Origin of the sequence: Vogesella sp. AC12 (assembly GCF_024437575.1) — a bacterium.
GTDB lineage: Bacteria > Pseudomonadota > Gammaproteobacteria > Burkholderiales > Chromobacteriaceae > Vogesella > Vogesella indigofera.
On record NZ_JANFNU010000006.1, the window covers coordinates 40,052 to 66,560 of the forward strand.

The 26,509-nt window shown below is 64.0% G+C and carries 19 protein-coding genes; 4 read left to right on the plus strand and 15 right to left on the minus strand.

The features are described from left to right. Window positions 1-6 precede the first annotated feature (6 nt). The 15 genes from NOM55_RS10950 to NOM55_RS11020 all read right to left on the minus strand — a co-directional run bounded on the left by NOM55_RS10950 (window position 7) and on the right by NOM55_RS11020 (window position 22,870). A complete protein-coding gene (locus NOM55_RS10950) occupies window positions 7-1,095 on the minus strand; it encodes an ABC transporter substrate-binding protein (RefSeq protein WP_255908602.1) in 1,089 nt (362 codons plus the stop codon). Window positions 1,096-1,263: 168 nt separating this feature from the next. After that, a complete protein-coding gene (locus NOM55_RS10955; protein ID WP_255908603.1) occupies window positions 1,264-2,172 on the minus strand; it encodes a carbohydrate kinase in 909 nt (302 codons plus the stop codon). A gap of 93 nt (window positions 2,173-2,265) precedes the next feature. Further along, window positions 2,266-3,222 carry a porin gene (locus tag NOM55_RS10960; RefSeq protein WP_255908604.1) on the minus strand — a complete coding sequence of 319 codons (957 nt, stop codon included), beginning with the start codon at window positions 3,220-3,222 and terminating at the stop codon, window positions 2,266-2,268. Window positions 3,223-3,450: 228 nt separating this feature from the next. Next, complete coding sequence (locus tag NOM55_RS10965) at window positions 3,451-4,596, minus strand: ABC transporter ATP-binding protein (RefSeq protein ID WP_255908605.1); 1,146 nt, start codon at window positions 4,594-4,596, stop codon at window positions 3,451-3,453. Next, window positions 4,593-6,218 (minus strand): alpha-amylase family glycosyl hydrolase, encoded by a 1,626-nt coding sequence (locus tag NOM55_RS10970; protein ID WP_255908606.1) that lies wholly within the window; start codon window positions 6,216-6,218, stop codon window positions 4,593-4,595. Before NOM55_RS10970 ends, NOM55_RS10965 begins: the two co-directional genes overlap by 4 nt. Window positions 6,219-6,386: 168 nt before the next feature. Further along, window positions 6,387-7,217: a carbohydrate ABC transporter permease gene (locus NOM55_RS10975; protein ID WP_255908607.1), complete on the minus strand. Its 831-nt coding sequence runs from the start codon at window positions 7,215-7,217 to the stop codon at window positions 6,387-6,389. A gap of 1 nt (window position 7,218) precedes the next feature. Continuing rightward, window positions 7,219-8,160: a carbohydrate ABC transporter permease gene (locus NOM55_RS10980; RefSeq protein WP_255908608.1), complete on the minus strand. Its 942-nt coding sequence runs from the start codon at window positions 8,158-8,160 to the stop codon at window positions 7,219-7,221. 144 nt (window positions 8,161-8,304) lie between these two features. Continuing rightward, entirely contained in the window at window positions 8,305-9,576 is a 1,272-nt protein-coding gene (locus NOM55_RS10985; protein WP_255908609.1) for an ABC transporter substrate-binding protein, read from the minus strand. Between the two features lie 154 nt (window positions 9,577-9,730). Then, window positions 9,731-12,343, minus strand: coding sequence for an ATP-binding protein (locus NOM55_RS10990; protein ID WP_255908610.1), 2,613 nt, complete (start codon window positions 12,341-12,343; stop codon window positions 9,731-9,733). A gap of 4 nt (window positions 12,344-12,347) precedes the next feature. Next, the gene (locus NOM55_RS10995; protein ID WP_255908611.1) at window positions 12,348-13,076 is read right to left on the minus strand and encodes a response regulator; all 729 of its coding nucleotides are present in this window, start codon (window positions 13,074-13,076) and stop codon (window positions 12,348-12,350) included. A 135-nt stretch (window positions 13,077-13,211) separates the two neighbouring features. Beyond that, entirely contained in the window at window positions 13,212-14,039 is an 828-nt protein-coding gene (locus NOM55_RS11000; RefSeq protein ID WP_255908612.1) for an ABC transporter permease, read from the minus strand. 3 nt (window positions 14,040-14,042) lie between these two features. Beyond that, on the minus strand, window positions 14,043-15,305 hold the full coding sequence (locus NOM55_RS11005) for an ABC transporter permease (protein WP_120811999.1): 1,263 nt from the start codon (window positions 15,303-15,305) through the stop codon (window positions 14,043-14,045). A 119-nt stretch (window positions 15,306-15,424) separates the two neighbouring features. After that, a complete protein-coding gene (locus NOM55_RS11010; RefSeq protein WP_255908613.1) occupies window positions 15,425-16,465 on the minus strand; it encodes an ABC transporter substrate-binding protein in 1,041 nt (346 codons plus the stop codon). A gap of 73 nt (window positions 16,466-16,538) precedes the next feature. After that, on the minus strand, window positions 16,539-17,654 hold the full coding sequence (locus NOM55_RS11015) for an ABC transporter ATP-binding protein (protein ID WP_120812001.1): 1,116 nt from the start codon (window positions 17,652-17,654) through the stop codon (window positions 16,539-16,541). A gap of 413 nt (window positions 17,655-18,067) precedes the next feature. Beyond that, a complete protein-coding gene (locus tag NOM55_RS11020; RefSeq protein WP_255908614.1) occupies window positions 18,068-22,870 on the minus strand; it encodes an NAD-glutamate dehydrogenase in 4,803 nt (1,600 codons plus the stop codon). 532 nt (window positions 22,871-23,402) lie between these two features. On the opposite strand from NOM55_RS11020, the gene NOM55_RS11025 reads away from it, so the two are divergent. The 4 genes from NOM55_RS11025 to NOM55_RS11040 all read left to right on the plus strand — a co-directional run bounded on the left by NOM55_RS11025 (window position 23,403) and on the right by NOM55_RS11040 (window position 26,501). Then, entirely contained in the window at window positions 23,403-24,167 is a 765-nt protein-coding gene (locus NOM55_RS11025) for an ABC transporter substrate-binding protein (RefSeq protein WP_047966141.1), read from the plus strand. A 70-nt stretch (window positions 24,168-24,237) separates the two neighbouring features. Next, on the plus strand, window positions 24,238-25,002 hold the full coding sequence (locus NOM55_RS11030) for an ABC transporter substrate-binding protein (protein ID WP_047966142.1): 765 nt from the start codon (window positions 24,238-24,240) through the stop codon (window positions 25,000-25,002). Window positions 25,003-25,083: 81 nt separating this feature from the next. Beyond that, the gene (locus tag NOM55_RS11035; RefSeq protein ID WP_047966143.1) at window positions 25,084-25,773 is read left to right on the plus strand and encodes an ABC transporter permease; all 690 of its coding nucleotides are present in this window, start codon (window positions 25,084-25,086) and stop codon (window positions 25,771-25,773) included. After that, window positions 25,770-26,501 carry an ABC transporter permease gene (locus NOM55_RS11040; protein ID WP_255908615.1) on the plus strand — a complete coding sequence of 244 codons (732 nt, stop codon included), beginning with the start codon at window positions 25,770-25,772 and terminating at the stop codon, window positions 26,499-26,501. The genes NOM55_RS11035 and NOM55_RS11040 overlap by 4 nt, the downstream gene beginning before the upstream one ends. Window positions 26,502-26,509: the final 8 nt, after the last annotated feature.

The window sequence follows — 26,509 nt, forward strand, 5'->3', positions numbered from 1 at the left end:
CGTGCATTACAGCAGCTGGCGGAAATCGAAGTTGTAGCGACGCAGCCCGGGGTTGTGCTGCTTGCTGTAACGGCGGAAATCGACGCGACTGAAATCCAGCTTGCCGTAGCGTTGCATGAACTGCGCCGCGCTGCGGTCGTTGAACAGGGTGAACATCGGCCGCACCAGCTCCAGCCCCTCGTCGGCAAAGTCGCGTCCATGATGGTAATCGTAGAGCATCACCAGCGACCAGGCACCGGCAATGAAGTGGCCGCCGGCCAGCACGCTGAGGCTGTCGTCGCGCAGTGCCGCCAGCGCCTGCGCCGAGGTATTGATGCCGCTGAAGAAGGCGTCCTTGCCCGGCTGACCGCCGCGCTGACGCCAGGCATCCATCGCGCCGAAGGCCATCAGGTCGTTGCCGGCCCACAGCAGCCGCGCCTGCGGGTAGCGCCGGAACAGCCAGCCGCCCTGCTCCTCTGCGCGCTGCTGGCTCCAGCCGGCGTACACCTCCTGCAGCAGCACCACGTCGCCGGCCTCGGTCACCGCACGGCGCATGCCTTCGCTGCGCAGCAGGGAACTGGGCGTGGACCGGTCGCCGCCGATAGCCAGCAGCGGCAGCTTGCCATTGATACGCGGCAGGCCGGCGCGGCGGCCGCGCTCGATCAGCGCCCGCGCGGTGAGGTAGCCGGCGTCCTCGGCGCGCGGCTCCAGCGAGCCGAGCCAGTGGCGGAAGTGCATGCGCGGCAGACCGATTGCCGGCTGGCCCGGCTGGTCGTCGCGGCCGCTGAACGCCATGAAACTGTGGATGCCGGCCGCCTCGAACAGGCGCAGCAGCTCCGGCGCGGTGCCGTAGTCGTTGCTGAACACCACGTAATCCGGCCGCTGCGCCGCCGGCTGCGCGATGATCTGCCGTGCCAGCGCCAGCGCGCGCGGGTGCTCGCGCTCGGCGTACAGCACCTGCAGCCGGATGCCGAGATCGCTTGCTGCCGCCTCCATCGCCCGCGTCGCGGTCAGCCAGTACACCTCGTCGTGCTTGCCGGGATTGATGAAGGTCACCGACAGCGCCATCGCGGGCAGGCTGAGGCAACACAGTAGCAGGGCAAGCATTCGGCGCATGGGGGAGGACCTGTGGCGGGACGATGGCGATTGCATTGCCGCCCCGCGACAACGCGGGGACGGCAACGCCGGCGAACCGCCGATTATGGCGCGCACACCGGCCAGCGCCAACCCTGCTACCGACAGGGTTGCCGCCGGCATGGCCTGCGACCAGGCTTGCGTGGCGTTTCAGTCGAGCAAGGCCGTGACCGCTGCCAGCGCGGGCACGTTGGCGCCGGCCAGCAGGCAGGCCGCGCTGCCGCTGGCCACGGCCTGCTGCAGGTGCTGTTGCGCCGTCGCCTGCGGCCGGGTGATCAGGCTGTACAGCAGCCCGGCCATGCTGGCATCGCCGGCGCCCACGGTATCGACCACCCGCAGCGAGGGCGGCACGCAACGCGCCAGGCAGGCACCGCCCTGCCACAGCTCCGCCCCTGTCGCGCCCCGGGTCAGCATGATCAGCGCCTGCGGCTGCCACTGCTGCAGCGTGGCCAGCGCCGCAGCCACGTCGTGGTGACGAAACAGGCCGTGCAGGTCCTCATCCGATACCTTGATCACGTCGGCCAGTCCGGCCATGGTCCGCAACAGCGGATCGTAGCGCTCGTCCATCAGCACCCGGAAATTCGGGTCGTAACACAGGCGCACACCCTGCCGCTTCAGCGCTTGCGCCACCTGCAGCAGTCGCGCGGCCAGCGGCGGCCGCGCCAGGCTGATGCCGCCGAACAGCGCCCACTGCGCGTGTTGCGGCCAACCTTGCGGCAGCAAAGCCGGATCGAAGTACAAATCGGCGCTGTCGTCGCCGACAAAGAAGTAGCGCGGCGGCTGCGTGCCGTAGACCATCGCCAGCAGCGGCGACTGGTCGTACTGCTGCAAGAAGCGCAGGTCCAGGCCGGCGTCGCGGCTGGCCGCGAGGAGGCGCTCGCCGAAGCAGTCGCGGCTGACCGCGCCGGCAAAGGCACTGCCCACGCCCCACTGCGCCATGATGCGCGCCACATTCCACGGCGCCCCGCCGCAGCGCTCCAGCCAGCGGCCATCGCCATCGTCGATCAGGTCGGTCAGCGCCTCGCCCAGCGCGACCAGTTGCGGCCATTCCGTTTTCATCGTGTTGTCCTTCCTGGCCGGACAGGATGCCGGCCGTTGCCAAATGAAAAACGCCTGCCAGCAACGGCAGGCGTTGTTGCCGTACGGCGTCGCTCAAAAGCCGATGTGCACGCCGGCGATCAGGTCGCGATTGCGCGGGCCGCCGTCCAGCTTGTCCGATCTCGCCTCCACGAACAGGCTGGTCTGGAAGCGGCTGTTCTTGGCAGACAGATCGTAGTCCATCCCCAGCAAGGCCGTACGCTGCCGGCTGCCGGCCACGAAGCCGGCGTCGCTGGCGGTCAGGTAACCGGCACGCAGCCCCAGCCGCGCCGGCTTGTATTCCGCATAGGTGGCGCTGGCCAGCTGGCGCTGCCCCGACTCGTTGCGGGCACGATCCAGCTCAAGCGACAGCGTGAGGCCCGGCGTGGGCAGCAGCTTGAAGGCCAGCAGGGTGTCCTGCTTGCTGCGGCCATTGACGCTGCTTTGCCCGGCCTGCGACAGGCGCACGCCGAAGCGGCCCTTTTCGTAGGTGCCGCTGACCGCCCAGGCGTCGGTGGCGCGGGTGCTCTCGGTCTTGTCCTTGCCCGGCGCGTAGCTCAGCGACAGCGCCAGGCCGTCCAGCACCGGCGCTTCGTACTTGAAGGCGCCACGGTTGTCGCCGCCACCGGACGGAATGCCGGCACTGGCCGGGCTGATGTCGTACTTGTAGAAATTGGCCTTGAAGTAGCCGTCGCCGTAGGCATTGATGCCGCGTCCCAGCTTGACGGTGCCGAAGTCGCCGCGCAGGCCGACAAAGGTATCGCCGTTGGCGAAATGGTCGCTGCCCTTGCTGTTGTCGAGCTTGACGTCGGTATTGACCTGCAGCAAGGCGGTCAGGCCGTTGCCAATGTCGGCCTGGCCGACGACATTCAGTTCGGAGCCGGCATCCTGGAATTCGCGTTTCGAGACGCCGTTTTCCTCGAAGGCGTGAAAACCGATTTCCGCCTTGCCGGTCAGTTTAATGAAATCCTCCGCCATCGCGGCAGAAGAAAAGGCGCCCATCATCGCCATTGCGATAAAAGTATGTTTCATGTTGTCTCTCTCTGTTGTGTTTTATTTTGCAGCCTGTCGGCTGAGAGACATTAAAAACAATATAAAACCCGCAGCCAATTCATTACCGTAAAAATTGATTCAATATTAAAAATGAATTGGTTAAACACAACAAAATTTAAATAACAAAATTAACGCCTGATTAATATTTGAAATAAAGCGGATAAAACAAAAGGCGCACTGCGCCTTTTGCCTGTTTGATGCCCTTCATCAGGCTACCGCACTGACCGCCCGCATTGCCGCCGGCGGCAATGCGGCCAACCTTGGCAGCGCCTCGCCATCGGCGACAAAGGCGTGCAGTTGCCCGGCAGGCAGTGCGAAGCGCAGCGTGTCGCCGATCGCCAGTGCCGACTGCATCACCTTCACCACCAGCGGCGCCGGGGACAGCGCGCAGTCGAGATAGGCGTAGCTGTGCTCGCCCAGGTGCTCCAGGTGGGTGACGCGGCCCAGATGCGGGCCTTCGCCGCACAGCACGTGCTCCGGGCGCACGCCCAGCGTCAGCGTGCTGCCGATAGCGCAATGGCGACCGTTCACCGCCGCGTCCAGGACCTGGCCACCGGCGCGGCACTGCACGCCGTCGCCGCTGGCGGCCAGCACCTCGGCATCGAAGACGTTCATCCCCGGGGAGCCGATGAAGCTGGCGACAAAACGGCTGCGCGGATGGTGATACAGCTCCAGCGGATGGCCGACCTGGGCGATGCTGGGCATGCCCTCCTGCCCGGCCAGCGGCTTGAGCAGCACGATCTTGTCGGCCAGCGTCATCGCCTCGGTCTGGTCGTGGGTGACGTAGATCATGCTGACATTGCCCAGCTCGCGGTGCAGGCGGGCGATTTCCACCCGCGTCTTGACCCGCAGCGAGGCGTCGAGGTTGGACAGCGGCTCGTCGAACAGGAACACCTTGGGCTGGCGCACGATGGCGCGGCCGATGGCCACGCGCTGCCGCTGGCCGCCGGACAGCGCGCCGGGCTTGCGCGCGAGCAGCGGCGTGAGGTGCAGCGATTCGGCGGCGACGCGCACGCGGCGCTCGATCTCGGCCTCGCCCAGCTTCAGGTGGCGCAGGCCGAAGGCCAGGTTGTCGTACACCGTCATGTGCGGATACAGCGCGTAGCTCTGGAACACCATGGCCACGTCGCGCCGGGCCGGCGGCAGATCGTTAACGCGCACGCCGTCGATGTGGATGTCGCCGCCGCTGGCGTCGTCCAGCCCGGCGATCAGGCGCAGCAGCGTGGACTTGCCGCAGCCGGAGGGGCCGATGAACACGCAGAACTCGCCGCGTTCAATGGTGAGGTCGATATCGGCGAGGATGGGGTTGTCGCCGAAGCGTTTCTGGATGTGCTGCAAGCGGATCTGGCTCATGCTGCGTACTCCTGTGGCAGGGAAACAAAGACGGCCGACATGGCCGGCAGCGGCTGGCCATCTTCGACCCGGCCGGCGTCCGGATGGCTGGCCGCCAGCACGCGGGCGCCGGCCGGCAGTACAAGGTTGGCCGCAGTGGCGGACAGGTTGAAGACGCAGCGCACGCGTGCCTCCGGCAGCACGCGGTCAAAACACAGGAGCTGCGCATCGGCCGGCTGCAATTGCAGCTCGCCGTGCCGCAGCGCCGGCTGCGTCCCGCGCCAAGCCAGCAGCCGGCGCCAGTAGCTCAGCGTGCTGTCCGCCTCCGCCTGTTGCCGCGCCACAGCCTGCGCGCGGTGCGCGGGCGCCAGCGGCAGCCACGGTGCGGCGCTGCCAAAGCCGCCGTCGGCGCCGTCGTCCCACGCCATCGGCGTGCGGCAGCCGTCGCGGCCCTTGTACTCGGGCCACAGCACCTTGGCGTACGGGTCTTGCAGCTGCTCGTAGCTCACCTCGGCCTCGGGCCAGCCCAATTCCTCGCCCTGGTACAGGCACACCGGCCCCGGCAGGCTCAGCAGCAGCGCGGCAAACACGCGCGCGCGCGCCGCCTCGCTGCCGCCCAGCGCCGCCCAGCGGCTGACCACGCGGCTATTGTCGTGATTGGACAGCGCCCAGCACACGGTGGCGTCGCCGGCCTCGCGCAGGTACTCGGCCAGCACCTCGTGCAGGTAGGGCGGATCGCAGCGCTCGGTCAGCAGGGTGAACACGTAGGCCATGTGCAGCAGCTCGCTGCCGGCGGTGTAGTCGCGCAGGGTCTGGTACTGCTGGTCGTCGCCGATCTCGCCCACGGTGATGGCGCCGAATTCGTCGCACAGCGCGCGCAGGCGGCGGATGAACGGCAGGTTTTCCGGCTGCGTCTTGTCGTACAGGTGGCGCTGGAAGGCGTAGGGATTGCTCCGCGGCACGCCGCCGGCATAGCTGCCCGCCGGCTGCGGCGGGTTGTCGCGCAGCTGCGCGTCGTGGGTGTAGAAGTTGACGGTGTCGAGACGGAAGCCGTCCACACCCAGCTGCAGCCAGAAGCGCGCCACGTCCAGCACCGCATCCTGCACCGCCGGCTGGTGGAAGTTGAGGTCGGGCTGGCTGGTGAGGAAGTTGTGCAGGTAGTACTGGCCGCGGCGCGCATCCCACTGCCAGGCGCTGCCGCCGAAGATGCTGAGCCAGTTATTCGGCGGCGAGCCTTCCGCTTTGGCATCCGCCCACACGTACCAGTCGGCGCGCGCGTTGTCGCGGCTGGTGCGGCTTTCGGCAAACCACGGGTGCTGGTCGGAGGTGTGGCTCAGCACCAGGTCGATCAGCACCTTCAGGCCCAGTTCGTGGGCGCGGCCGACCAGCGTGCGGAAATCGTCCAGCGTGCCGAACATCGGGTCCACGTCGCAGTAGTCGGACACGTCGTAGCCGAAATCGGCCATCGGCGAGGTAAAGAACGGTGAAATCCAGATCGCCTCGGCGCCCAGCTCGGCAATATGCGGCAGGCGGCGGGTAATCCCCGGCAAGTCGCCGATACCGTCGCCATTGCTGTCCTGGAAACTGCGCGGATAAATCTGGTAAATAACGGTATTGCGCCACCAGTCTTTATTTGTTTGCATAGTAAAAACCTTTCGCCACGAAATCCACAAAACCCACGAAATCAGGACACGGCCATTCCAGAGGTGAAACGACCGCTATCCATTACCCAGAAAAAACCACGCAATTCTTAAGAAAATTTATCCCGCTTTTATTCCGTGTTTTTCGTGGGTTTCGTGGCCAATTGAAAATCAGCCCTTCACCGCACCGGCGGTGAGGCCCGACACGATATGACGCTGGAAGATCAGCACCAGCACGATCAGCGGTACGGTCACGATCACCGAGGCGGCCATGATGTTGCCCCACGGCAGCTCGTAGCTGCTGGCGCCGGAAATCAGCGCGATGGCCACCGGCACGGTGCGCTGCTCGCCGGACAGGGTGAAGGTGAGCGCGAACAGGAACTCGTTCCACGCCGCGATGAAGGCCAAGAGCGAGGTGGCCGCCACCGCCGGCCACAGCAGCGGCAGGAAGATGCGGAAGATCACGGTCAGCACCCCGGCACCGTCCATCAGCGCCGCCTCTTCCAGTTCCTTCGGCAGCTCGCGCATGAAGGTCACCAGCACCCACACCGTGAACGGCAGCGTGAAGATCAGGTCGGACAGCACCAGCGCCCACAGGCTGTCGTACAGGCCCAGCCAGGTAATCAGCTCGAACAGGCCGGACAGGATGGCCACCTGCGGAAACATCGACACGCCGAGGATGGTCATCATCAGCAGGCCGCGGCCGCGGAACGTCACCCGCCCCAGCGCGTAGGCGGCCAGCAGCGATACGGAGAGCGACAGCAGCACCACGCCGCCGGCGACCAGCACCGAGTTGAGTAGGTTCTGGCCGAACGGCTGCTCGGCGAACACCGCCACATAGTTGGCCGCACTCCATGTCTGCGGCCAGAAATCGCTGGAGAACAGCGCATTGCCGCGCTTGAACGAGCTGGCGATGGCGTACACAAAGGGAAACAGCGCAAACAGCAACACCAGCGGTAGCGCCAGCCAGTACAGCACGTCGGTCCATGCCATTCTTTTCATTTCAGTGTCCTTCCATGCGGCGGCGCGCCAGCGCCATGTAGGCCAGCGTGATCAGCGCGATGATCAGGAACAGCAGCGTCGCTGCCGCCGAGCCATAGCCGACCAGCTGGAAATCGATCATCTGCTCGCGCACGTAGACCGACATGCTCTTGGTCGTGCGGCTGTTGGAGGTCATCACGTAGATCAGGTCGAACACGCGCAGCGCGTCGAGGGTGCGGAAAATCATCGCCACCAGCACCGCCGGGGTGATCAGCGGCAGGGTGAGATGGAGGAACACCGACCATTTCGGCACGCCGTCCACCCGCGCCGCCTCGTAGCAGTCAGAGGGCACCATCTGCAGCGCGGCCAGGATCAGGAGCGCCATGAAGGGCGTGGTTTTCCACACGTCGACCAGCACGATGGTGACAAAGGCGAGGTCCGGATCGGCGGTCCACGCCAGTGGCTCGCCGATGAGGCCGAGCGCCAGCAGCATGGCGTTGATGACGCCGAACTGGTCGTGCAGCATCCAGCTCCACATCTTGGCCGACACCACGGTGGGAATGGCCCACGGCACCAGCACCGCTGCCCGCAGCAGCGTCTTCAGCCGCGACGGGTGATTGAGCATCAGGGCGATACCGAGTCCGAGCACGGTTTCCATGCCCACCGACATCAGCGCGAACCACAGCGTGTTGCGCACCGCGCCCCACCACTCCGGATCGCTGAGCACACCGCTGTCGCCGATGTAGTTGGCCAGCCCGACAAACTGGCGGCTGGACAAGTCCGCCAGCTGCGCATCGCTGAGGCTCATCCAGAAGGTACGCAGCAGCGGCAGGCCGGCAATCGCCAGCAACACCAGCAGGGACGGCGCCACCAGCAGCCAGGCCATGCGCTGGCGCGAGCGCTGCAGCGAAGAGACCGCCCGGGGCGGCAGGCACAACGGCGGGGCGAGGGTTTCACTCGACATGAGCGTGACTCCAGCAGGTCGCCACGCCGCGGCCAACGTTGGCGGGCAACCGCAAGGTTGGCCGCACGCCGGAACACGGGTTGGACGACAGGTTCAACAGGGGAAGACGTCCCGGCGCTGCCGACGGCAGGCCGGGATGGCGGCTTACTGCGCGCGGCCGAAGCCGGCCGGCGCCAGCCGCTTCAGCGAGGCGTCCAGCCGCGCGAGAGCCGAGGCGGCATCGGACTTGCCGGACAGCACGTCGTGGGTGGCATTCCAGAACTGGTTGCTGACCTGGTTGTAGCGGGTGCCGGTGATCGAGGATGGCCGTCCCACCGCACTGGTGAAGGTGTTGTACAACTCGCCGAAGAAGGGGTTGGCTTTCAGCACCGCCGGATCGCGGTACAGTGCGCCGATGGTCGGGTTGTAGGCGCCGTTGATGGCGCGCTGCTTCTGCACCTCGCTGCCGGTCAGGAACAGCACCAGCTCGGCGGCCAGTTGCGGGTTCTTGGTGTACTTCGACACCGCCAGCTGCCAGCCGCCCAGGGTGGCGGCGTTGCGGCCGTCCGCCCCGCCCCTGGGCAGGGCCATCACGCCGACCTTGCCCCTGACCGCGCTGTCGTCCTTCTGGGTCAGCGCCCAGGCGTAAGGCCAGTTGCGCATGAAAACGGCATTGCCGGCCTGGAACACGCCGCGCGCCTCTTCCTCGCCGTAGTTCAGCACCGCCTTGGGCGTGATGGTGCCCACCCAGCCGGCGGCGGTCTGCAATGCCTTCACCGCTTGCGGATTGTTGATGGTGGGCTTGCCGCTGGCATTGTCGATGATGGTGCCGCCCTTGTAGCTGACCAGCCACTCCAGCGCGTCGCAGCTCAGACCCTCGTAGGCGCGGCCCTGCCACACATAGCCCCACATCCTGTCGTTGCCGGCGGCGCGCTCGCCGTCCTGTATCTTTTTGGCACTGGCGGTCAGCTCTTCCCAGGTTTTCGGTGCCGGCAGCCGGTACTTGGCCAGCAGGTCCTTGCGGTAGTACAGCAGGCCGGCGTCGGTAAACCACGGCATCGCCACCAGGCGGCCGGCCACGGTGTTATTGCTGACGATGCCGGCGAAGTGCTGCTTCTCGGCGCCCCTGGCCAGCGGTTTCAGGTCGGCAAGGTGGTTGGCGAGGATGCCGGGCCAGACCACGTCGATCTGGAAGACGTCGATCTTGTCCGAGCCGCTGCCCAGGATCTGCTGGTACAGCGCCAGCCGTTCGTTGGAGTCGTTGGGGGTGGCCACCACCTGCACATCGTGGCCGGTCTTCTTGCTCCATTGCGCCACCGCCTGCTTGCACAGTTCCAGCTCCTGGCCGACGGCACCACAGGAAATCTTCAGGCTGGCAGCCTGTGCCGAGGCGGCAACACCCAGCAAGACGGCAACACTGATCAGGCTACGTTTCATCACTTTGTCTCTCCTCGTTAGCGTGGCAACAGCGTGGCCCGGCGCTCTCTGTATCGTGGCTCACGTTGTGTTGCTGCCATCTAAACGCGGCGAAGTTAATGACGGATTTCAGATGCGGCACGCGGCGGTTAACAATTGCAACAAGCCCGTCCGCTCAGCGCCTGGCCGCCGGCAGTTGCTGCAACAGCCGGGCAAGGTCTGCCAGGCTGTACGGCTTGGCGAGAAAGATCGCCTGCCCGGGCCAGTCCCGGCGGCTGGCGTGGTGCTCCGGCGGCAGGCCGGAGGCGAGCACCACCGGCAGTTGCGGCCAACCTTGCTGCAGACGGCGGTACAGGTGCACGCCGTCGCCCCCGTCACCGAGCATGATGTCCGACAGCACCATGTCCGCCACGCCGCCGGCCTGCAGCCACTGCAACGCCGCCTCTTCCCCCGCTACCGCGCTGACCTCGGCACCCAGCTGCTGCAGCAGCGCCAGCGAGGTGTCGCGCACGTCGGCGTCGTCCTCCACCAGTAGCACGCGCAGGCCGCGCGGCACCGGGGGGAGCGGTACCGGATCGGCGCCCGCCCCGGCCTGTGCGGCGCAGGCCGGCAGCCAGATGCGGATGGTGGTGCCCTGCCCCTGCCGGCTGCTGATTTCCAGTTCACCGCCGCTCTGGCGCACGAAGCCGTAGACGATGGACAAGCCCAGACCGCTGCCCTTGCCGTGCTCCTTGGTGGTAAAGAACGGCTCCAGCACGTGCGGCAGCACTTCCGGTGGAATGCCGGGGCCGTTGTCGTTCACGCTGAGGCAGATGGCGTCGCCCGCCGGCAAGGGGTGACCGTGCGCACAACGCTCGGCCCGCAGTTGCAGCCGGCCGCGATCGCCCATCGCCTGCGAGCCGTTCAGTGCCAGATTGAGAATGGCGTTTTCCAGCTGGCCGCGATCGACGCACACCGTCAACCCCGGCTCTGCCTCGATCCCGACTTGGATGCCCTCGCTGACGCTGTATTCGATCAGGTCCAGCATCTCGTGCAGCATGTCGCTGCAATCGACCAGCTCGTTGCTCAGCGGCTGGCGGCGGGCAAAGGCCAGCAGTCGTCGCGTCAACGCCGCCGCCTTGTTGGCGGCGGCATGGGCGCGTTCCAGCCGGCGACGGGCCTCCGGCGGCAGGTCGTCGCGCTTTTCCAGCAGCTCCAGGTTGCCGAGGATGGCCACCAGGATATTGTTGAAGTCGTGCGCCACCCCGCCGGTCAGCTGGCCCAGCACCTCCATTTTCTGCATCTGCCGCACCTGGTTTTCCGCGGCGCGACGGGCGGAAACATCGCGGCACACGGCCACCCAGCCCCCTTCCGGCATCGCGCGGCTGAAAAACTCCAGCACCCGGCCATCGGGCAGGTGCAATTCGGCATTGCTGGCAATCCGTTCGCGACCGTCGCCGATATAGGTGACGGCGTCGTTGCCCAGCACCTGCCAGCGCGTGCCCGGCGCCATGCTGCCGCGCAGCGTCGCCAACGGCATGCCCACCGACAGCTGTCCCTCGCTGATGCCCAGCATGGCCGGGAAGCGCGGGTTCCACACCATCAGGCCGCCCTGGGCGTCGTAGACCGACAAGCCGTCATTCATGCTGAGGAAGACCGTCTGCAGCAGCCGCTGCTGCACCTCCATGCCCTGGGCCAGACGCTGCTTTTCCAGCAGCACGTCGCGGAACACCTGGAAGGCACGCGCCAGCTCGCCGATCTCGTCGCGACGCTCGGTGGCCGGTGTCGCCTGGCGCAGGTCACCGGCGGCCAGCTTGCTCATGACCGAGGCGATGGACTGGATCTGCCCGGCTACCCGCCGCACATAGCCGGCAGCCAGCAAGGCAATGACGACCCCCACCGCCGCCAGCAGCATCAGGCCACTGATACCGGAACGGATGGTGGCCTGCACCTGTGCGCTGCGCTGATCGGCGCGTGCCCGCAGCGCCTTGACGTAATGGGCGCTGCGCAGGCTGAGGTGTTCGGCATTGCCGCGATACAGCTGCAGCAAGGCCGCCATGCGGTCATTGATCTCGACGATGCGCCGGCGCTGCTCGAAGATGTTCTGCTCTGAGGCGAGCATCACCTCCAGTTCGATCGCCAGCCACGGCGGCAGCGCCTTCAGCTCCCCGCGCCGCTGCATCGCCAGCATCAGCGCCTCGGCATCGGCCTCCAGCCCCCCCAGCCGGGCGCGATCACGTGCCAGCGGCACCGCCAGCAGTGTCTGCCACAGGGGCAGCAGGGTTGGCGCCTGCTGCGCACGGGCATGGTCGCGGCTGGCCAGCTGCGCCCCCAGCCAATCCAGCCGCTGCAGGTAGATGTCGAGAATGTCCTGATGACGACGCTTGTCGCTGGACAACAGCAGCAACTGCTGCAGGTCCCGCTCGGCGCCCTCCAGCATGGTGCTGACCGCCAGCTCGGCGTCGGCCTGCGCCGGCAGCGTGCGAGACAGGCGGCGAATGTCGCTCATCAGGAATTGCAGCCGGCGAATATCGTTACCCAGCGAACCGGGCGCGTAGGTATCGGCCAGGTTCGGTGCCACGGCCGCCACCTGCGACACCTTTTCGGCCAGCTCCAGCACCTGGGCCAGCTCCGGCATCACTTCTTCGCGAAAGCCCGTCAGCGTGCGCAGGGTGACGCGCATGCCGTCGACCCCGACCACGGTCAGCAGCAGCATCAGCACGAACAGCACCACGAACGCCGCCTGCAGCCGGATACGGATTTGCTGCGCCGGCGGCCACAGGCCAAGCCTGCTTGCAAACGGCATCATCGCCTCAGCTGCGGCTGACGCCGGCCTTGAACTGGTAGCCGAGGCCACGCTCGGTACAGATCAGTTGCGGGCAGCGCGGATTGGGTTCGATCTTGCGCCGCAGGCGCAGGATCAGCACATCGATGGTACGGTCGAACACCTCGGTATCCAGACCGCGGGTGTGCTCCAGCAACTGTTCGCGACTCCAGACGCGGCCAGGGTGCTGCACCAGCGTCGCCAACAGCGAAAACTCGCCCTGCGTCAGCGCACAGTCCTGCCCGTCCGGCTGCTGCAAGGTCCGCGCGGTCATGTCCAGTGTCCAGCCGGCAAAGTGGTAGCACTCGTGCGCCTCGTCCAGCCTGGGCAGGGCCGGGCGCGACAGCTCGGTGGTGCGGCGCAGTGCGGCGCGGACCCGCGCCAGGAACTCGCGTCCGGAGAACGGCTTGGTCAGATAGTCGTCCGCGGCCATTTCCAGCCCGACCACGCGGTCGGTTTCGTCGCCCTTGCCGCTCATCATGATGATGGGAATGGCCGACTTCTGCCGCCACTCGCGCGCCAGTTGCAGGCCGTCCTCGCCACGCAGCCGCAAATCCAGCACCAGCAGCGCATACGCCCGCTCGGCCAGCGCCATGCGCATGGCCTTGCCGTCGGCCACGCCGTCCACGGCAAAGCCCGCATCCTGCAACAGGCTTTGCAACCAGTCGCGCACGTCCGCCTCGTCATCCACCACCAGAATCCGGTGCACCGCCTCCATTGCCTGTCTCCCTGTTTTTTCGACCTTCTTATCAGATAAATCCGGTTTGCGTGTTTCAATTATTACAAAAGGCCACACGCAAACAAAAACGCCCGTACCGGCAGGTACGGGCGTGGCAGCAACAAAACCCCAGGATCAGTGTTCGACTGCGGTACGCATCTTCTCGGCACGGCCGCGCAGCCACTCCAGCGTCAGCAGCAGCGCGATGGAGAACAGGATCAGCACCGTGGCCGCGGCGGCGATCGCCGGGCTGATGTTTTCCTTGATGCCGCCGAACATCTGCCGTGGCAGCGTCGCCTGCTCCGGACCGGCCAGGAACAGGGTGACCACCACTTCGTCGAACGAGGTGGCGAAGGCAAACAGGCCACCGGAGATCACGCCCGGCGCGATCAGCGGGAACACGATGCGGCGGTAGGTGGTCAGCGGGTTGGCGCCGAGGTTGGCGCTGGCCTTGATCAGGTTGGCGTTGAAGTTGCTCAGCGTCGCCGACACGGTAATCACCACGAACGGCACACCCAGCGCGGCGTGCACCAGAATCAGGCCAAGGTAGCTGTTGGTCAGCCCCAGCGGCGCGAAGAACAGGTAGGAACCGACACCGACAATCACCACCGGCACCACCATCGGCGAGATCAGGATGCTCATCAGCAGCGCCTTGCCGGGGAAGTTGCTGGAACTCAGACCGACCGCGGCCAGCGAACCGAGCACCATCGCCAGCAGCGTCGCCGCCGGCGCCACGATGAAGCTGTTCTTCAGCGAGTTCAGCCACACCTCGTTGCCGAAGAACTCCTGATACCAGCGCAGCGAGAAGTTCTCGATCGGGTACAGCAGGAAGGTGTTGTCCGAAAACGAGAGCGGAATAATCACCAGCAGCGGCGACACCAGGAAGATCAGGACCGACACGCACAGGATGCGGAACGTCCAGAACCAGATGCGCTCGATCGGGGAAGCGTAGTTTGGCAGCATGATTTACCCCAGACTCAGTTTGTTAGCACCCACCAGCTTGCTGTACACCGCGTACAGCGTCATGGTGGCAACCAGCAGCAGCGAGCCCAGTGCCGCGGCCATGCCCCAGTTGATGGTGACGTTGGTGTAGAACGCGACGTAGTAGCTGACCATCTGCTCTTGCGGGCCGCCCAGCAGTGCCGGGGTGATGTAGTAGCCCATGCACATGATGAACACCAGCAAGGCACCGGCCGCAACACCGGCCACCGTCTGCGGGAAGTAGATCTTCCAGAACGCCGCGAACGGATGATCACCCAGCGAAATGGCAGCGCGCATATAGGTCGGCGGAATGCTCTTCATCACGCTGTAGGCCGGCAGGATCACGAACGGCAGCAGGATGTGCACCATGGCGATGTAGACGCCGGTGCGGTTGAACGCCAGCTGCAGCGGCTCGCCGATGATGCCCAGCCCCATCAGTGCCGAGTTGATCAGCCCCTCCTGTTGCAGCAGTACGATCCACGACGCCACCCGCACCAGCACCGAGGTCCAGAACGGCAGCAGCACCAGGATCATCAGCAGGTTGCTCTTGCGTGCCGGCAGGTTGGCCAGCCAGTAGGCAATCGGGTAGCCCAGCAACACGCTGATCAGCGTGATCCACATGCTCATCCACAGCGTGCGGCCGAAGATGCTGAGGAAGGCGCGTTCTTCTTCCGGCGCCAGTTCCGGGGTGCCGGCCTTGGTTTCACGCAGGTCCAGCGAACTGTACAGGTAGTACGGTGTCCACGACTTGGCGTTCTTGGCAATCACGTGCCAGTGGTCGGGATCGCCCCAGCGTTCGTCCATCGCGATGAACTGGTCGCGCACCGACTCGCCGGCGGCCACTTCCAGCGGCATCTTGCGCGCGCTGCGCTGGATCAGCGAGCGGAAGCCGCTGATGTCCATGTTCAGGCGCTTGGAGATCTCGGAAACGGTTTTCTGTTCTTTGGCGACGGTCAGGTCGCGTGCCATCGCGGCAAATACCGCTTCCGATGGCAGGCCGCGGCGATCCCAGCTGGCGATTTCCGCCGAGGTCTGCGGCAAATAGGTAATGACTTCCGGGTTATCCACACTGCGCTTGAGCAGCATGGCAATCGGCACCAGGAAGGTCAGCAACAGGAACAGCGCCAGTGGCGCAACCAGCGCGATAGCCTTCAGCTGCTTGTTGCGACGTTCGCGGGCCAGCTTGACTTTCAGGGATTCGCCGTCGGCGGCAGTCAGTGGCGCATTCATGGTCATAGTCTCGGACATGGGCAAACACTTGATGAGTGCAGCCCGGTCAGGACCGGGCCGCATGGCAGCAGACAACGGCAGCCGTCCCCGCTGCGGCCAAGGTTGGCCGCAACGGTGTCAGGCTGCCAGGACAGCGATTAGCGTGCAGCCCAAGCGTTGAAACGCTCTTCCAGCTCTTCGCCGTTCTCAACCCAGAAGTTCACGTCCAGTGGCAGCGCGCTGCGCAGGTTGGCCGGCCAGGTCGGCAGGTTGGTGGCGGACTTCGGATCCACCTTCTGCACCGCCTTGGTATTGGTCGGGCCGTAGGCGATCTTGCTGGAGTAGATGGCCTGGTATTCCGGCTTGCTGGCGTGGGCGATGAAGTCCATCGCTTCCTTCAGCTTTGGCGAGCCCTTAGGAATCGCCCACGAGTCGACGTCGTAGACGCTGCCGGCCCATACCACTTTCAGGTTCTTGCCTTCCTTCTGTGCGGTATCGATACGGCCGTTGTAGGCCGAGCTCATCACCACGTCACCGGAGGCCAGGAACTGTGGCGGCTGCGCGCCGGCTTCCCACCACTGGATGTTCGGCTTCAGCTGATCCAGTTTCTTGAAGGCGCGGTCAACGCCGGCCTTGGTCGACAGCACCTTGTACACGTCGGCCGGCTTCACGCCGTCAGCCTGGATCGCGAATTCCAGGGTGTACTTGGCGCCCTTGCGCAGGCCGCGCTTGCCCGGGAATTTCTTCACGTCCCAGAAATCGGCCCAGCTCTTCGGCGCCACTTTCAGCTTGTCGGCGTTGTAGGCCATCGCGGTGGACCACACGAACATGCCGACACCGCACTCGGTAACCGCCGGTTTCACGAAGTCGGCCTTGTTGCCCACTTTCGCCCAGTTGATCTTCTCGAACATGCCTTCTTCACAGCCACGCAGCAGTTCCGGCGATTCGACTTCTACCAGATCCCAGCTGACTTTCTTGGTATCGACCATGGCCTTGATCTTGGCCATTTCGCCGTTGTAGTCACCGGCGGTGATCTTGTGGCCGGTGGCCTTTTCAAAAGTCTGGTAGTAGGCCGCAACCTGTGCGTCCTTGTTGGCACCACCAAACGAAATCACGGTCAGGTCCTTGGCCATTGCCGGGGCGGCCAGCGCCATGGCAACCGACAACACAGCAACGCGTGGCAGATATTTCTTGGTCATCGTCATTCTCCTCTGGGGGTATTGCTCATTTGCATTACGTGGGGGTTTTTACGCCTGTAGGCAGGCTTGTTTTTTAGTGGCTGACGATGGCGGAATCAAGGGCGCGGATATCGCGCGCCATCCAGCCGACATCGAGCATGTCGCCGGTTTTCCAGCTGCTGTCCAGCTCGCCGACCGGCACCTTGACCATGAAGCCGCTCTGGCCGGCGACATCGAGGCGCAGGCGCACGTGGTCGCCGAAGTAGATGAACTCCGCCAGCTTGGCCTTGAGGCGGTTTTCGCAGGCTTCGGCCAGCTGGTTCAGGCGCACGCGCTCCGGACGGATCGACATCGAGGTCGGCTCTCCGTTGCGGCCAACGCAGATCGCCGAGGCCTTGACCACTTCACCGCTGGCCAGACGCACCGCGCAGTGCTGACCGGCAACATCGACCACTTCGCCGTGCAGGGTGTTGTTCTCGCCGATGAAGTTGGCAACGAAGGAGTTGACCGGTGCCTCGTACAGCACGTTGGCGGCATCGATCTGCTGGATCACGCCGTCCTTGAACACCGCCACGCGGTCGGACATGGTCAGCGCCTCGCCCTGGTCGTGGGTCACGTACACCACGGTGATGCCGAGGTTTTCGTGGATGTGCTTGATTTCCAGCTGCATGTGTTCGCGCAGCTGCTTGTCCAGCGCGCCCAGCGGTTCGTCCATCAGCACCAGCTGCGGTTCGAACACCAGCGCCCGCGCCAGTGCCACGCGCTGCTGCTGGCCGCCGGACATCTGGCCCGGATAGCGGTGCGCCAGTGCGTCGAGCTTGACCATGCCCAGCGCCTTTTTCACGCGTTCGGCGATCTCGCTCTTGTTCATCTTGCGGATGGTCAGCGGGTAGGCGAGGTTTTCCGCCACCGTCATGTGCGGGAACAGCGCGTAGTTCTGGAACACCATGCCGATATTGCGCTTGTGCGGCGGCACGTTGTTGAGCAGCTGGCCGTCAAGACGGATCTCGCCGTGGGTCGGCGTTTCAAAGCCGGCCAGCATCATCAGACAGGTGGTCTTGCCGGAGCCGGAGGGGCCGAGCATGGTAAGGAATTCCCCGCGACGGATGTCGAGGTCGAGATGCTTGACGATCAGTGACTCACCATCGTAGCTCTTCTGCACGCCACGGAAGCTGACCAGCGTGTCACTGGCCGGTGTTGAGATGCCCATCCAGTATTCTCCATTGTAATTCCGCAATGCGGAACTGTGTTTCAGTTTATTCAGATTAACCAGCATCGCTTGGACTGTAAAGCGCTTTTGTTCTGCATACCGGGGCGGTCAATCTGCGCTCAACCAGCGTCTAATAATTTAACCACACCGTTTAATAAAACAAGCAAAAATTATTTGCCCCACTTCCGGACCACATCTCCCTTTCTAAGACATGGGAATGAACAGCACCTTGTTGGTGCGCAAGATCCGGCTGTTATGGCAACAAATCTGCTGATACGCCGAAAAAATGGAATATGGTGCACCGCAACCAGCCCACCCTTGCACCACGCATTCAAACAACTGTTTGTCGTAAAGCGACAACAAAAAAAAGCCGACCTTGCGGTCGGCTTCAAAGGGAGTAGTAAAACGGAAACTTAATCGAGCAGGTGGTTGTTCAGCTCGCGCATCCCGGCAGACAGCATCGCCAGGTCCAGCACGTCGAACGACTGCAGTTCGACGAACATCTGCTGGCAGGCCTCGACATCGGCGGCACGCTGCGCCAGCCAGGCGTTGACGAAGGCGGTCTCGCTGGCCTCGTGCAGTGCCTGACGCGTCAGCTCGCGGTGCTGGCGATACAGGTCGTCGCGCAGCGCGGAGCGCGCCAGCGATTGCCAGCGGTTGTCACGCGGCAGCTGGGTGATGGCGGCACGCAGCCAGTCCAGCTGCAGATCGCGACCCAGTTGCAGGTAGTTGGCCGCAATCGCGTCCAGCGCCAGTTCGCTGCCCTCGGCGATCTCGATGATGTCCATCAGCGGTACCGCGAACTCCAGACGCGCCAGCACGCTGGCCAGTTCGGCCGGTACGTTCGGCTGGTTGAAGCGGCTCTCCAGACGGGCAACCTGCGGGTAAACCTCGGCACTGATCAGCTGCGGCAGTTGCTGCAGCAGCGCCTGCACCTTGGCACCGTACTGGGCGATGACCGCGTTGACCGAACCGGACGGACGACGGTTGCGCAGTACCCAGCGCACCACGCGTTCCACCAGGGTACGCACCATCACCATCATGTCGACTTGCAGGTCGGCCGATACCTTGTTGTCCAGCGCCTCGATCTGCGTCCACAGGCTCTCGGCGTCAAACACGCGGCTGGCGATCCAGAACGCGCGGGTGATGTCGGCAGCGGAGAACGCCGACTCTTCCTGCAGGCGGAACACAAAGGTCACGCCCATGCGGTTGATGATCTGGTTGGCCAGCTGGTTGGCGATGATCTCGCGCTTCAGGTGGTGACGCTGCATCTGCTCGCCGAAGCGCTGTTGCAGCGGCTGCGGGAAGTAGTTGACCAGCACCGGCAGGAAGTCGGCATCGTCCGGCACGTCGGTGGCCAGGATCGCCTGATCCAGCGAGATCTTGCCGTAGGCCAGCAGTACCGCCACTTCCGGCGGCGTCAGGCCCTGGCGCGCCAGGCGACGCTCGTTGATCTGGGTTTCCGACGGCAGGTACTCGATCTCGCGATTGAGTTCGCCGGTCTTCTCCATGTGGTTGATCATGCGCGAGTGGGCGCTGAGCATCGACGCGGCGTGGCTGCGGTTGATCGCCAATACCTGGGTCTGCAGGTAGTTGTTGCGCAGTACCAGATGGCCGACTTCTTCGGTCATCTCCGCCAGCAGGTCATTACGCTGTTTCAGCGTCATGTCGCCGGCCTGCATCACCGCCCCCATCAGGATCTTGATGTTGACTTCGTGGTCGGAGCAGTCGACACCGGCGGAGTTGTCGATGGCGTCGGTGCAGATGCGGCCACCGGACAGCGCGAACTCGACACGACCCAGCTGGGTGCAGGTCAGGTTGCCGCCTTCGGCCACCACGCGCACTTGCAGGTCACGACCGTCGACACGTACCGGATCGCAGGCGCGGTCACGGGCATCGGCGTGGCTCTGCGTCGAGGCCTTGACGTAGGTGCCGATACCGCCGTTGTACAACAGGTCGGCCTTGGCCTTCAGCAGCTCGTGGATCAGCTCGTTCGGCGCCATGCTGTCCTTGTCGGTTTCCAGCCAGGCCTTCACTTCCGGCGACAGCGGGATCGACTTGGCGGAGCGTTCGAAGATGCCGCCGCCCTGCGAGATCAGCTCGCGGTTGTAGTCGCTCCAGCTGGAACGCGGCAGGTTGAACAGGCGCGCACGCTCGGCGAAGCTCGCCGCCGCATTCGGCGTCGGATCCAGGAAGATGTGCAGGTGGTTGAACGCCGCCTTCAGGCAGATGTGCTCGGACAGCAGCATGCCGTTGCCGAACACGTCACCGGCCATGTCGCCGATGCCGATCACGCTGAAATCCTGCTCCTGGGTGTTGATGCCCAGATGGCGGAAGTGGCGTTTCACCGATTCCCACGCGCCGCGGGCGGTAATGCCCATGCCCTTGTGGTCGTAGCCGGCGGAGCCGCCGGAGGCGAACGCGTCGCCGAGCCAGAAGTTGTAGGCTTCGGAGATGCCGTTGGCGATGTCGGAGAAGGTCGCGGTGCCCTTGTCGGCGGCCACCACCAGGTACGGATCATCCGGGTCCAGACGGCGCACGTCTTGCGGCGGAATGATCTGGCCGGTCACCAGGTTGTCGGTAACGTCCAGCAGTGCCGAGATGAAGGTCTTGTAGCAGGCGATGCCTTCGGCCATGAACGCTTCGCGGTCGGATGGCGCCGGCAGTTGCTTGCCGACGAAACCGCCCTTGGAGCCCATCGGCACGATCACCGAGTTCTTCACCATCTGCGCCTTGACCAGACCCAGCACCTCGGTGCGGAAGTCTTCCATGCGGTCGGACCAGCGCAGGCCGCCACGGGCGACTTTCGAACCGCGCAGGTGCACGCCTTCGACACGCGGGCTGTACACCCAGATCTCGAACATCGGGCGCGGCTGCGGCAGGAACGGAATGGCGTTGGATTCCAGCTTGAAGGAGATATAGGACTTGAACGCGCCCTGGGCATCCTTCTGCCAGAAGTTGGTACGGCGCGTGGCCAGGATCACCTGCAGGAAGCCGTTCAGGATGCGGTCTTCGTCGAGGTTGGCAACGTCGTTGAGCAGGTCTTTCAGCTCGGCCTGCAGGTTGGCCGCAGCGGGGTCATCAAACGCGCTCGGGTGCAGGCGTGCGGCGAACAGCTTCACCAGACGGCGGGTGATCTGCGGGTAGTGCGCGACGCAGTTTTCGATGTAGGCCTGGCTGAAGGTGAGGCCGCCCTGGCGCAGGTATTTCGCCAGTGCGCGCACCAGCGTGATCTCGTGCCAGTCGAGGCCGGCCACCAGTGCCAGACGGTTGAAGCCGTCGTTTTCCACGTCGCGGGCAAACACGCGGGCCAGCAGCGTCTGGAAGTTCTTCTGGACAGCCTCGTCCTGCATTGCCTCGGCGTGTGCGCCCAGCTCCAGGCCGAAGTCGCTGATCCAGACGGTCTCGCCGTTGCGCTCCACCAGATACGGATGCTCGTCACGCACCTGCACGCCCATGTTTTCCAGGATAGGCAGGCTGGCGGACAGGCCCAGCGGCTGGCCGGCATGGAACAACTTCAGGTTGTAACCCTGGCCGCGGTGGAAGGCACGATACAGTTTCATGGCCAGACCGTGCTGTACGGCGGCATCCTCGATCAGCTGGATGTCCAGCACCGCGTTGCGGGCCGCGAACTCTTCACGGTAGGCCACCGGGAAGGCGCCGCGGTAGCGGTTGAACAGCAGGTTGCCCTTCTCTTCGCCGTGCGCTTCCAGCAGCTGCTGGTGCAGTTCTTCTTCCCAGCCGCGTACCACGCGGGCGATGTCTTTTTCCAGCTCGTGCTCGTGGAACTGTGGCAGCTGGCCGCCCTGCACGCGGATGATGTAGTGCACGCGCGCCAGCGGGCTGTCGCTGATCTGCACGCTGAACTCGGCCGCGGCGCCGTTGAAGGCACTCATCAGCACTTTTTCGATCTTGAGGCGGATCTCGGTATTGAAGCTGTCACGCGGCACATACACCAGGCTGCTGACATAACGGTGGTAGCGATCGGCACGGGTGAACAGGCGCACGCGCGGGCGCTCCTGCAGGCTGACAATGCCTTCCACGATCGGCTGCAGCGTTTCCACCGGAATCTCGAACAGCTCGTCGCGCGGGTAGCTTTCCAGCACGAAGGCCAAGGTCTTGGCCTTGTAGCTGTTGTCGACGTAGTCGCAGGCATTGACGACCGATGCCACCTTCTGACGCAGCAGCGGAATGTCCTTCGGTGCCGCCTGGTAGGCGCTGGCGGTGTACAGGCCGAGGAAGCGGCGCTCGCCGATCACTTCGCCCTTGCTGTTGAAACGCTTGATGCCGACAAAGTCCATGTAGGCCGGACGGTGCAGCACGGAGCGCGATTGCGACTTGTTGAGGATGATCAGCTGCGGCTGGTGCGCCAGTTCGCGCAGCGCCGGCGGCAGTGCCTCGAAGCTTTCCGAGTATTCCTTGCCGCCCTGATCCTTCAGGAAGCCGAGACCGGAATCCTTGACGATGCGCAGGCTGTCCTGACCATCGCGCTTGACCAGGTCGTAGTCGCAATAGCCCATGAAGATGAAGTGGTTGGCGCCCATCCAGTCGAGGAAGGCGACGGCTTCGGCCGCTTCGGCGGCACGTTCGCCCTTCACGTTGTCGAGGTCGGCACGCAGCTGCGCCAGCACTTCGCGCATTTGCGGCTCGTCGTTGACCACGCAACGCAGATAGGTCAGCACCTGCTCCAGGTCCTGCTGCAGCGCATGCAGTGCGTCCGGATCGCTGATGCGGTCAACCTGCACGTGGATGAAGGACTCCAGCGGCAGCGAACGGTCTTCGGTACGCTTCAGCGCATCGATCACGCCGTTCGCGTCGCGGCCAACCGACAGCACCGGATGCACCAGCAGGTGCAGGTTCAGGTTGTGGCGGGTCAGCAGCATGGCGATGGAGTCGATCAGGAACGGCATGTCGTCGTTGACGATCTCGATCACGCTGTGGGTGCTCTGCCAGCCGTCCCGCTCGAAATCGGGATTGTAGATACGAGACTTCATCTGGCCCGGCGCACGCTTGAGCGCGAATTCCAGATGTGCATTGGCCGCACCGAACAAGTCCAGGGCGGAGAAGATCTTCAGATCTTCCGATTCGGTCTCTTCAAAGTAGAGGGGAATAAAACTACTGAGGCGGGCACTTTCCGTATCGGCCAGTTTTTGCTCTGCCACAGCTTGGATATCGGCGATCAGGCCAACAAATTCGGTCTTATTCGTAAGCGACATGTTGCTTCTCGTTTGTTATGAGGACACAGGTGTTGTGTGGACGCATTGTAAGAGCCACCACAGACAAGGCATTTCCATATTGCGACATCCCCGTACAGATTCATTGGCTGCACTGCAGCATAGAAGCGTCGGGTGATTGTCGGACAGGGTGCCAGTTGCACATTTTTCATTACAGCAATGCGACGGCAAATTACACAATGGCCCTGAGGCACCCGCCGTCATTTTCGCCAAAAAACCCAATCAAGTCCTTGATATTGCTAACATTTCCAAAACAATCAAAAACCCGGTAGAATGCGCCCCCTTGCCGCTTCGGCCCCCGGTATGACAGGTGGTGGATTGTACGTCGCCGCGTTGCGTGCCAACATTTGCCTGCCTCCCGACAGAGGGGGCGGTAAAACAACAAAACGTTATCCAGCACCAAAGGGAAGGGCCGCGACCGGCTCGAATGTCCAGGATGAGCGGTAACACGCAGCCACCTGGACACGATTCTCCTGCCCGGGGAATCCTTCATCTTTCAGAGAGATAGAGACACATGAAAAAAGCATTTGTTCTGGCCGCACTGGCCATGACCGCTTCTGCTTTCACCGCCCAGGCCGACACCGTCCGCTTCGGCATCGACGGCAACTACCCGCCGTTCGCCAAGCAGGGTGCCGACGGCAAGCTGCAGGGCTTCGACGTGGACATCGCCTACGCGCTGTGCGCCGCGATGAAGGCCAGCTGCGAAATCGTGCCGCAAGACTGGGACGGCCTGATCCCGGCGCTGAACGCCAACAAGTTCGATGCCATCCTGTCGTCGATGTCGATCACCGACGAACGCAAGAAGGCGGTCGACTTCACCAACAAGTACTACAACACCCCCAGCCGCATGATCGCCAAGGCCGGCACCAAGGTTGACCAGGCCGCGTTCAAGGGCAAGAAAATCGGTGCGCTGCGCGCGTCCACCCAGGAAAAGTTCGCCAAGGACTTCTGGGGCAAGAGCGGCGCCACCATCGTTTCCTACGGCAAGGCACCGGAAGGTTTCCTCGACCTGAAATCCGGCCGCATTGACGGCATGTTCGTCGACTCCGTGGTCGGCGATGCCGACTTCCTGAAAACCGGACAAGGCAAGGGCTTTGCCTTCGTCGGCCCGGAGTACAGCGAGAGCAAGTACTTCGGCTACGGTGCCGGCATTGCCGTGAAAAAAGGCAACAAGCAGCTGACCGAGCGCCTGAACCAGGCCATCGCCCAGATCCGCAAGGACGGCAGCTACAAGAAAGTACAGGACAAGTACTTCAGCTTTAACGTGTACGGCAACTAAGCCACCCCTACCCCGCCCTCAGCCGAAGGCGGGGTTTTCACACCTATAAAAATATCCTGTCGGAGAATCCATGAAGAAGCCTTTGCTCGCGCTAGGCACGCTTGCCCTTGCCCTGTCCGCAACCGTGTCCGCAGAAACCCTGCGTTTTGCCACCGATGCCAGCTACCCGCCGTTTTCGAAACAGGGTGCCGACGGCAAGATGACCGGTTTTGATCCCGACATCGCCCAGGCGCTGTGCGCGGTGATGAAGGCGAAATGCGAGATCGTGCCCCAGGATTTCGACGGCATCATTCCGGCACTGCAGGCGAAGAAATTCGACGCCGTGATCGCGTCGATGAACATCACCGAAGAGCGCAAGAAGGCGGTCGACTTCTCCGACAAGTACTACAACATGGCCAGCCGCCTGGTGGCCAAGCAGGGCACTCAGGTCAACGCGGCCTGGTTCAAGGGCAAGAAGATCGGCGTGCTGCGTTCCTCGATCCAGGAAAAATACGCGCGTGACACCTTTGCCAAGCAGGGTGCGCAGCTGGTGAGCTACGGCAAGGCACCGGAATCGTTCATGGACCTGAAGGCCGGCCGTGTCGACGCCGCCTTCGTCGATGCCGCCGTCGGTGACGTGGACTTCGTCAAGACCCCGAACGGCAAGGGCTTTGCCCTGGTCGGCCCCGACTACAACGAAGCGAAATACTTCGGCGTCGGCTCCGGCATTGCCGTACGCAAGGGCGACAAGGCGCTGCTGACACGCATCAACGCCGCGCTGAAGCAGATCCGCGCCGATGGCAGCTACGACAAGATCCAGAAGAAGTACTTCAGCTTCGACATCTACGGCAAGTAAGCGCCAGCAGGCAATACCGTGCAAGGTGCGGCCAGCCCAGGGTTGGCCGCAGCGTCCAGACGCAAAAACCGGAGTAATACCATGTTTCTACAGGGCTACCTGCCCAGCATCATGGAAGGCACCATTCTGACCCTGCAGGTTGCAGTGTCGGCATTGCTGGTGTCCGTGGTACTGGGCCTGATCGGGGCGATGTTCAAGATGTCGCCATCCAAGCCACTCGCGTGGCTGGCAGAAGTCTATTCCACCGTGGTACGCGGCGTACCCGACCTGGTATGGATGCTGCTGCTGTTCTTCGGCGTGCAGATGCTGATCAACGAGCTGTTCGCGCAACTGGGCTGGGAAGCACCGGAGATCAATTCCTTCTTCGCCGGCGTGATGACCATCGGCTTCATCTTCGGCGCCTACATGACCGAAACCTTCCGCGGCGCCATCATGGCGGTACCGAAAGGCCAGATGGAAGCCGGCCTCGCCTACGGCATGAGCCCGCTGCGCGTGTTCCTGCGCATCACCTTCCCGCAGATGGTGCGCTTCGCACTGCCGAGCTTCTCCAACAACTGGCTGGTGCTGGTGAAATCCACCGCCCTGGTGTCGGTGATCGGCCTCAACGACGTGATGTACCGCGCCGATACCGCCAAATCCATCACCCAGGAACCGTTTACCGTCTACGCCGTGGTCGGCTGTATTTTCCTGGCCATCACCAGCGTGTCCGATCTTGCCCTCAAGCGTCTGGAAAAGCGCTACTCCACCGGCGTACGGGAGACTGAACTGTGATCGACGTAAACCTGATTATCGAACGCTTTCCGGCTTTCCTCGGCGGCACCGACGGCGCCCCGATCATGTCCACCTCCGACGGCCTGCAACTGACGCTGGAGCTGCTCGGCCTGTCGCTGGTGTTCGGCCTGCTGCTGGCGGTGCCGATGGCGCTGATGCTGGTATCGCGCAACAAGTGGGTCGCGCGCCCGGTGTGGCTGTACACCTACGTGTTCCGCGGCACCCCGCTGCTGGTGCAGCTGTTCATCATCTACTACGGCCTGTCGCAGTTCGACTGGGTGCGCGACAGCTGGGCGTGGGAATACCTGCGCGAAGCCTACGTCTGCGCCATCCTGGCGTTCACGCTGAACACCGCCGCCTACACCACCGAGATCCTCGCCGGCCAGATCCGCAACACCCACTACGGTGAAATCGAGGCGGCCAAGGCGATGGGCATGGGCAAGTGGCTGATGATGCGCCGCATCGTGATCCCGTCCGCACTGCGCCGTGCACTGCCGGCCTACAGCAACGAAGTGGTGATGATGATGCAGTCGACCTCGATCGCCGGCCTGGTGACGCTGGCCGACCTGACCGGTGTCGCCCGCCGCGTGTTCAGTGATACCTACATGCCGTTCGAGCCGTTCCTGACCGTGGCCGGCATCTATCTGGTGATGACCTTTGCCCTGGTCTGGCTGTTCAAGAAGGCCGAGCAGCGCTGGCTGGCCTACCTGGCGCCGCGCAAGCACTAAGGAGTCGT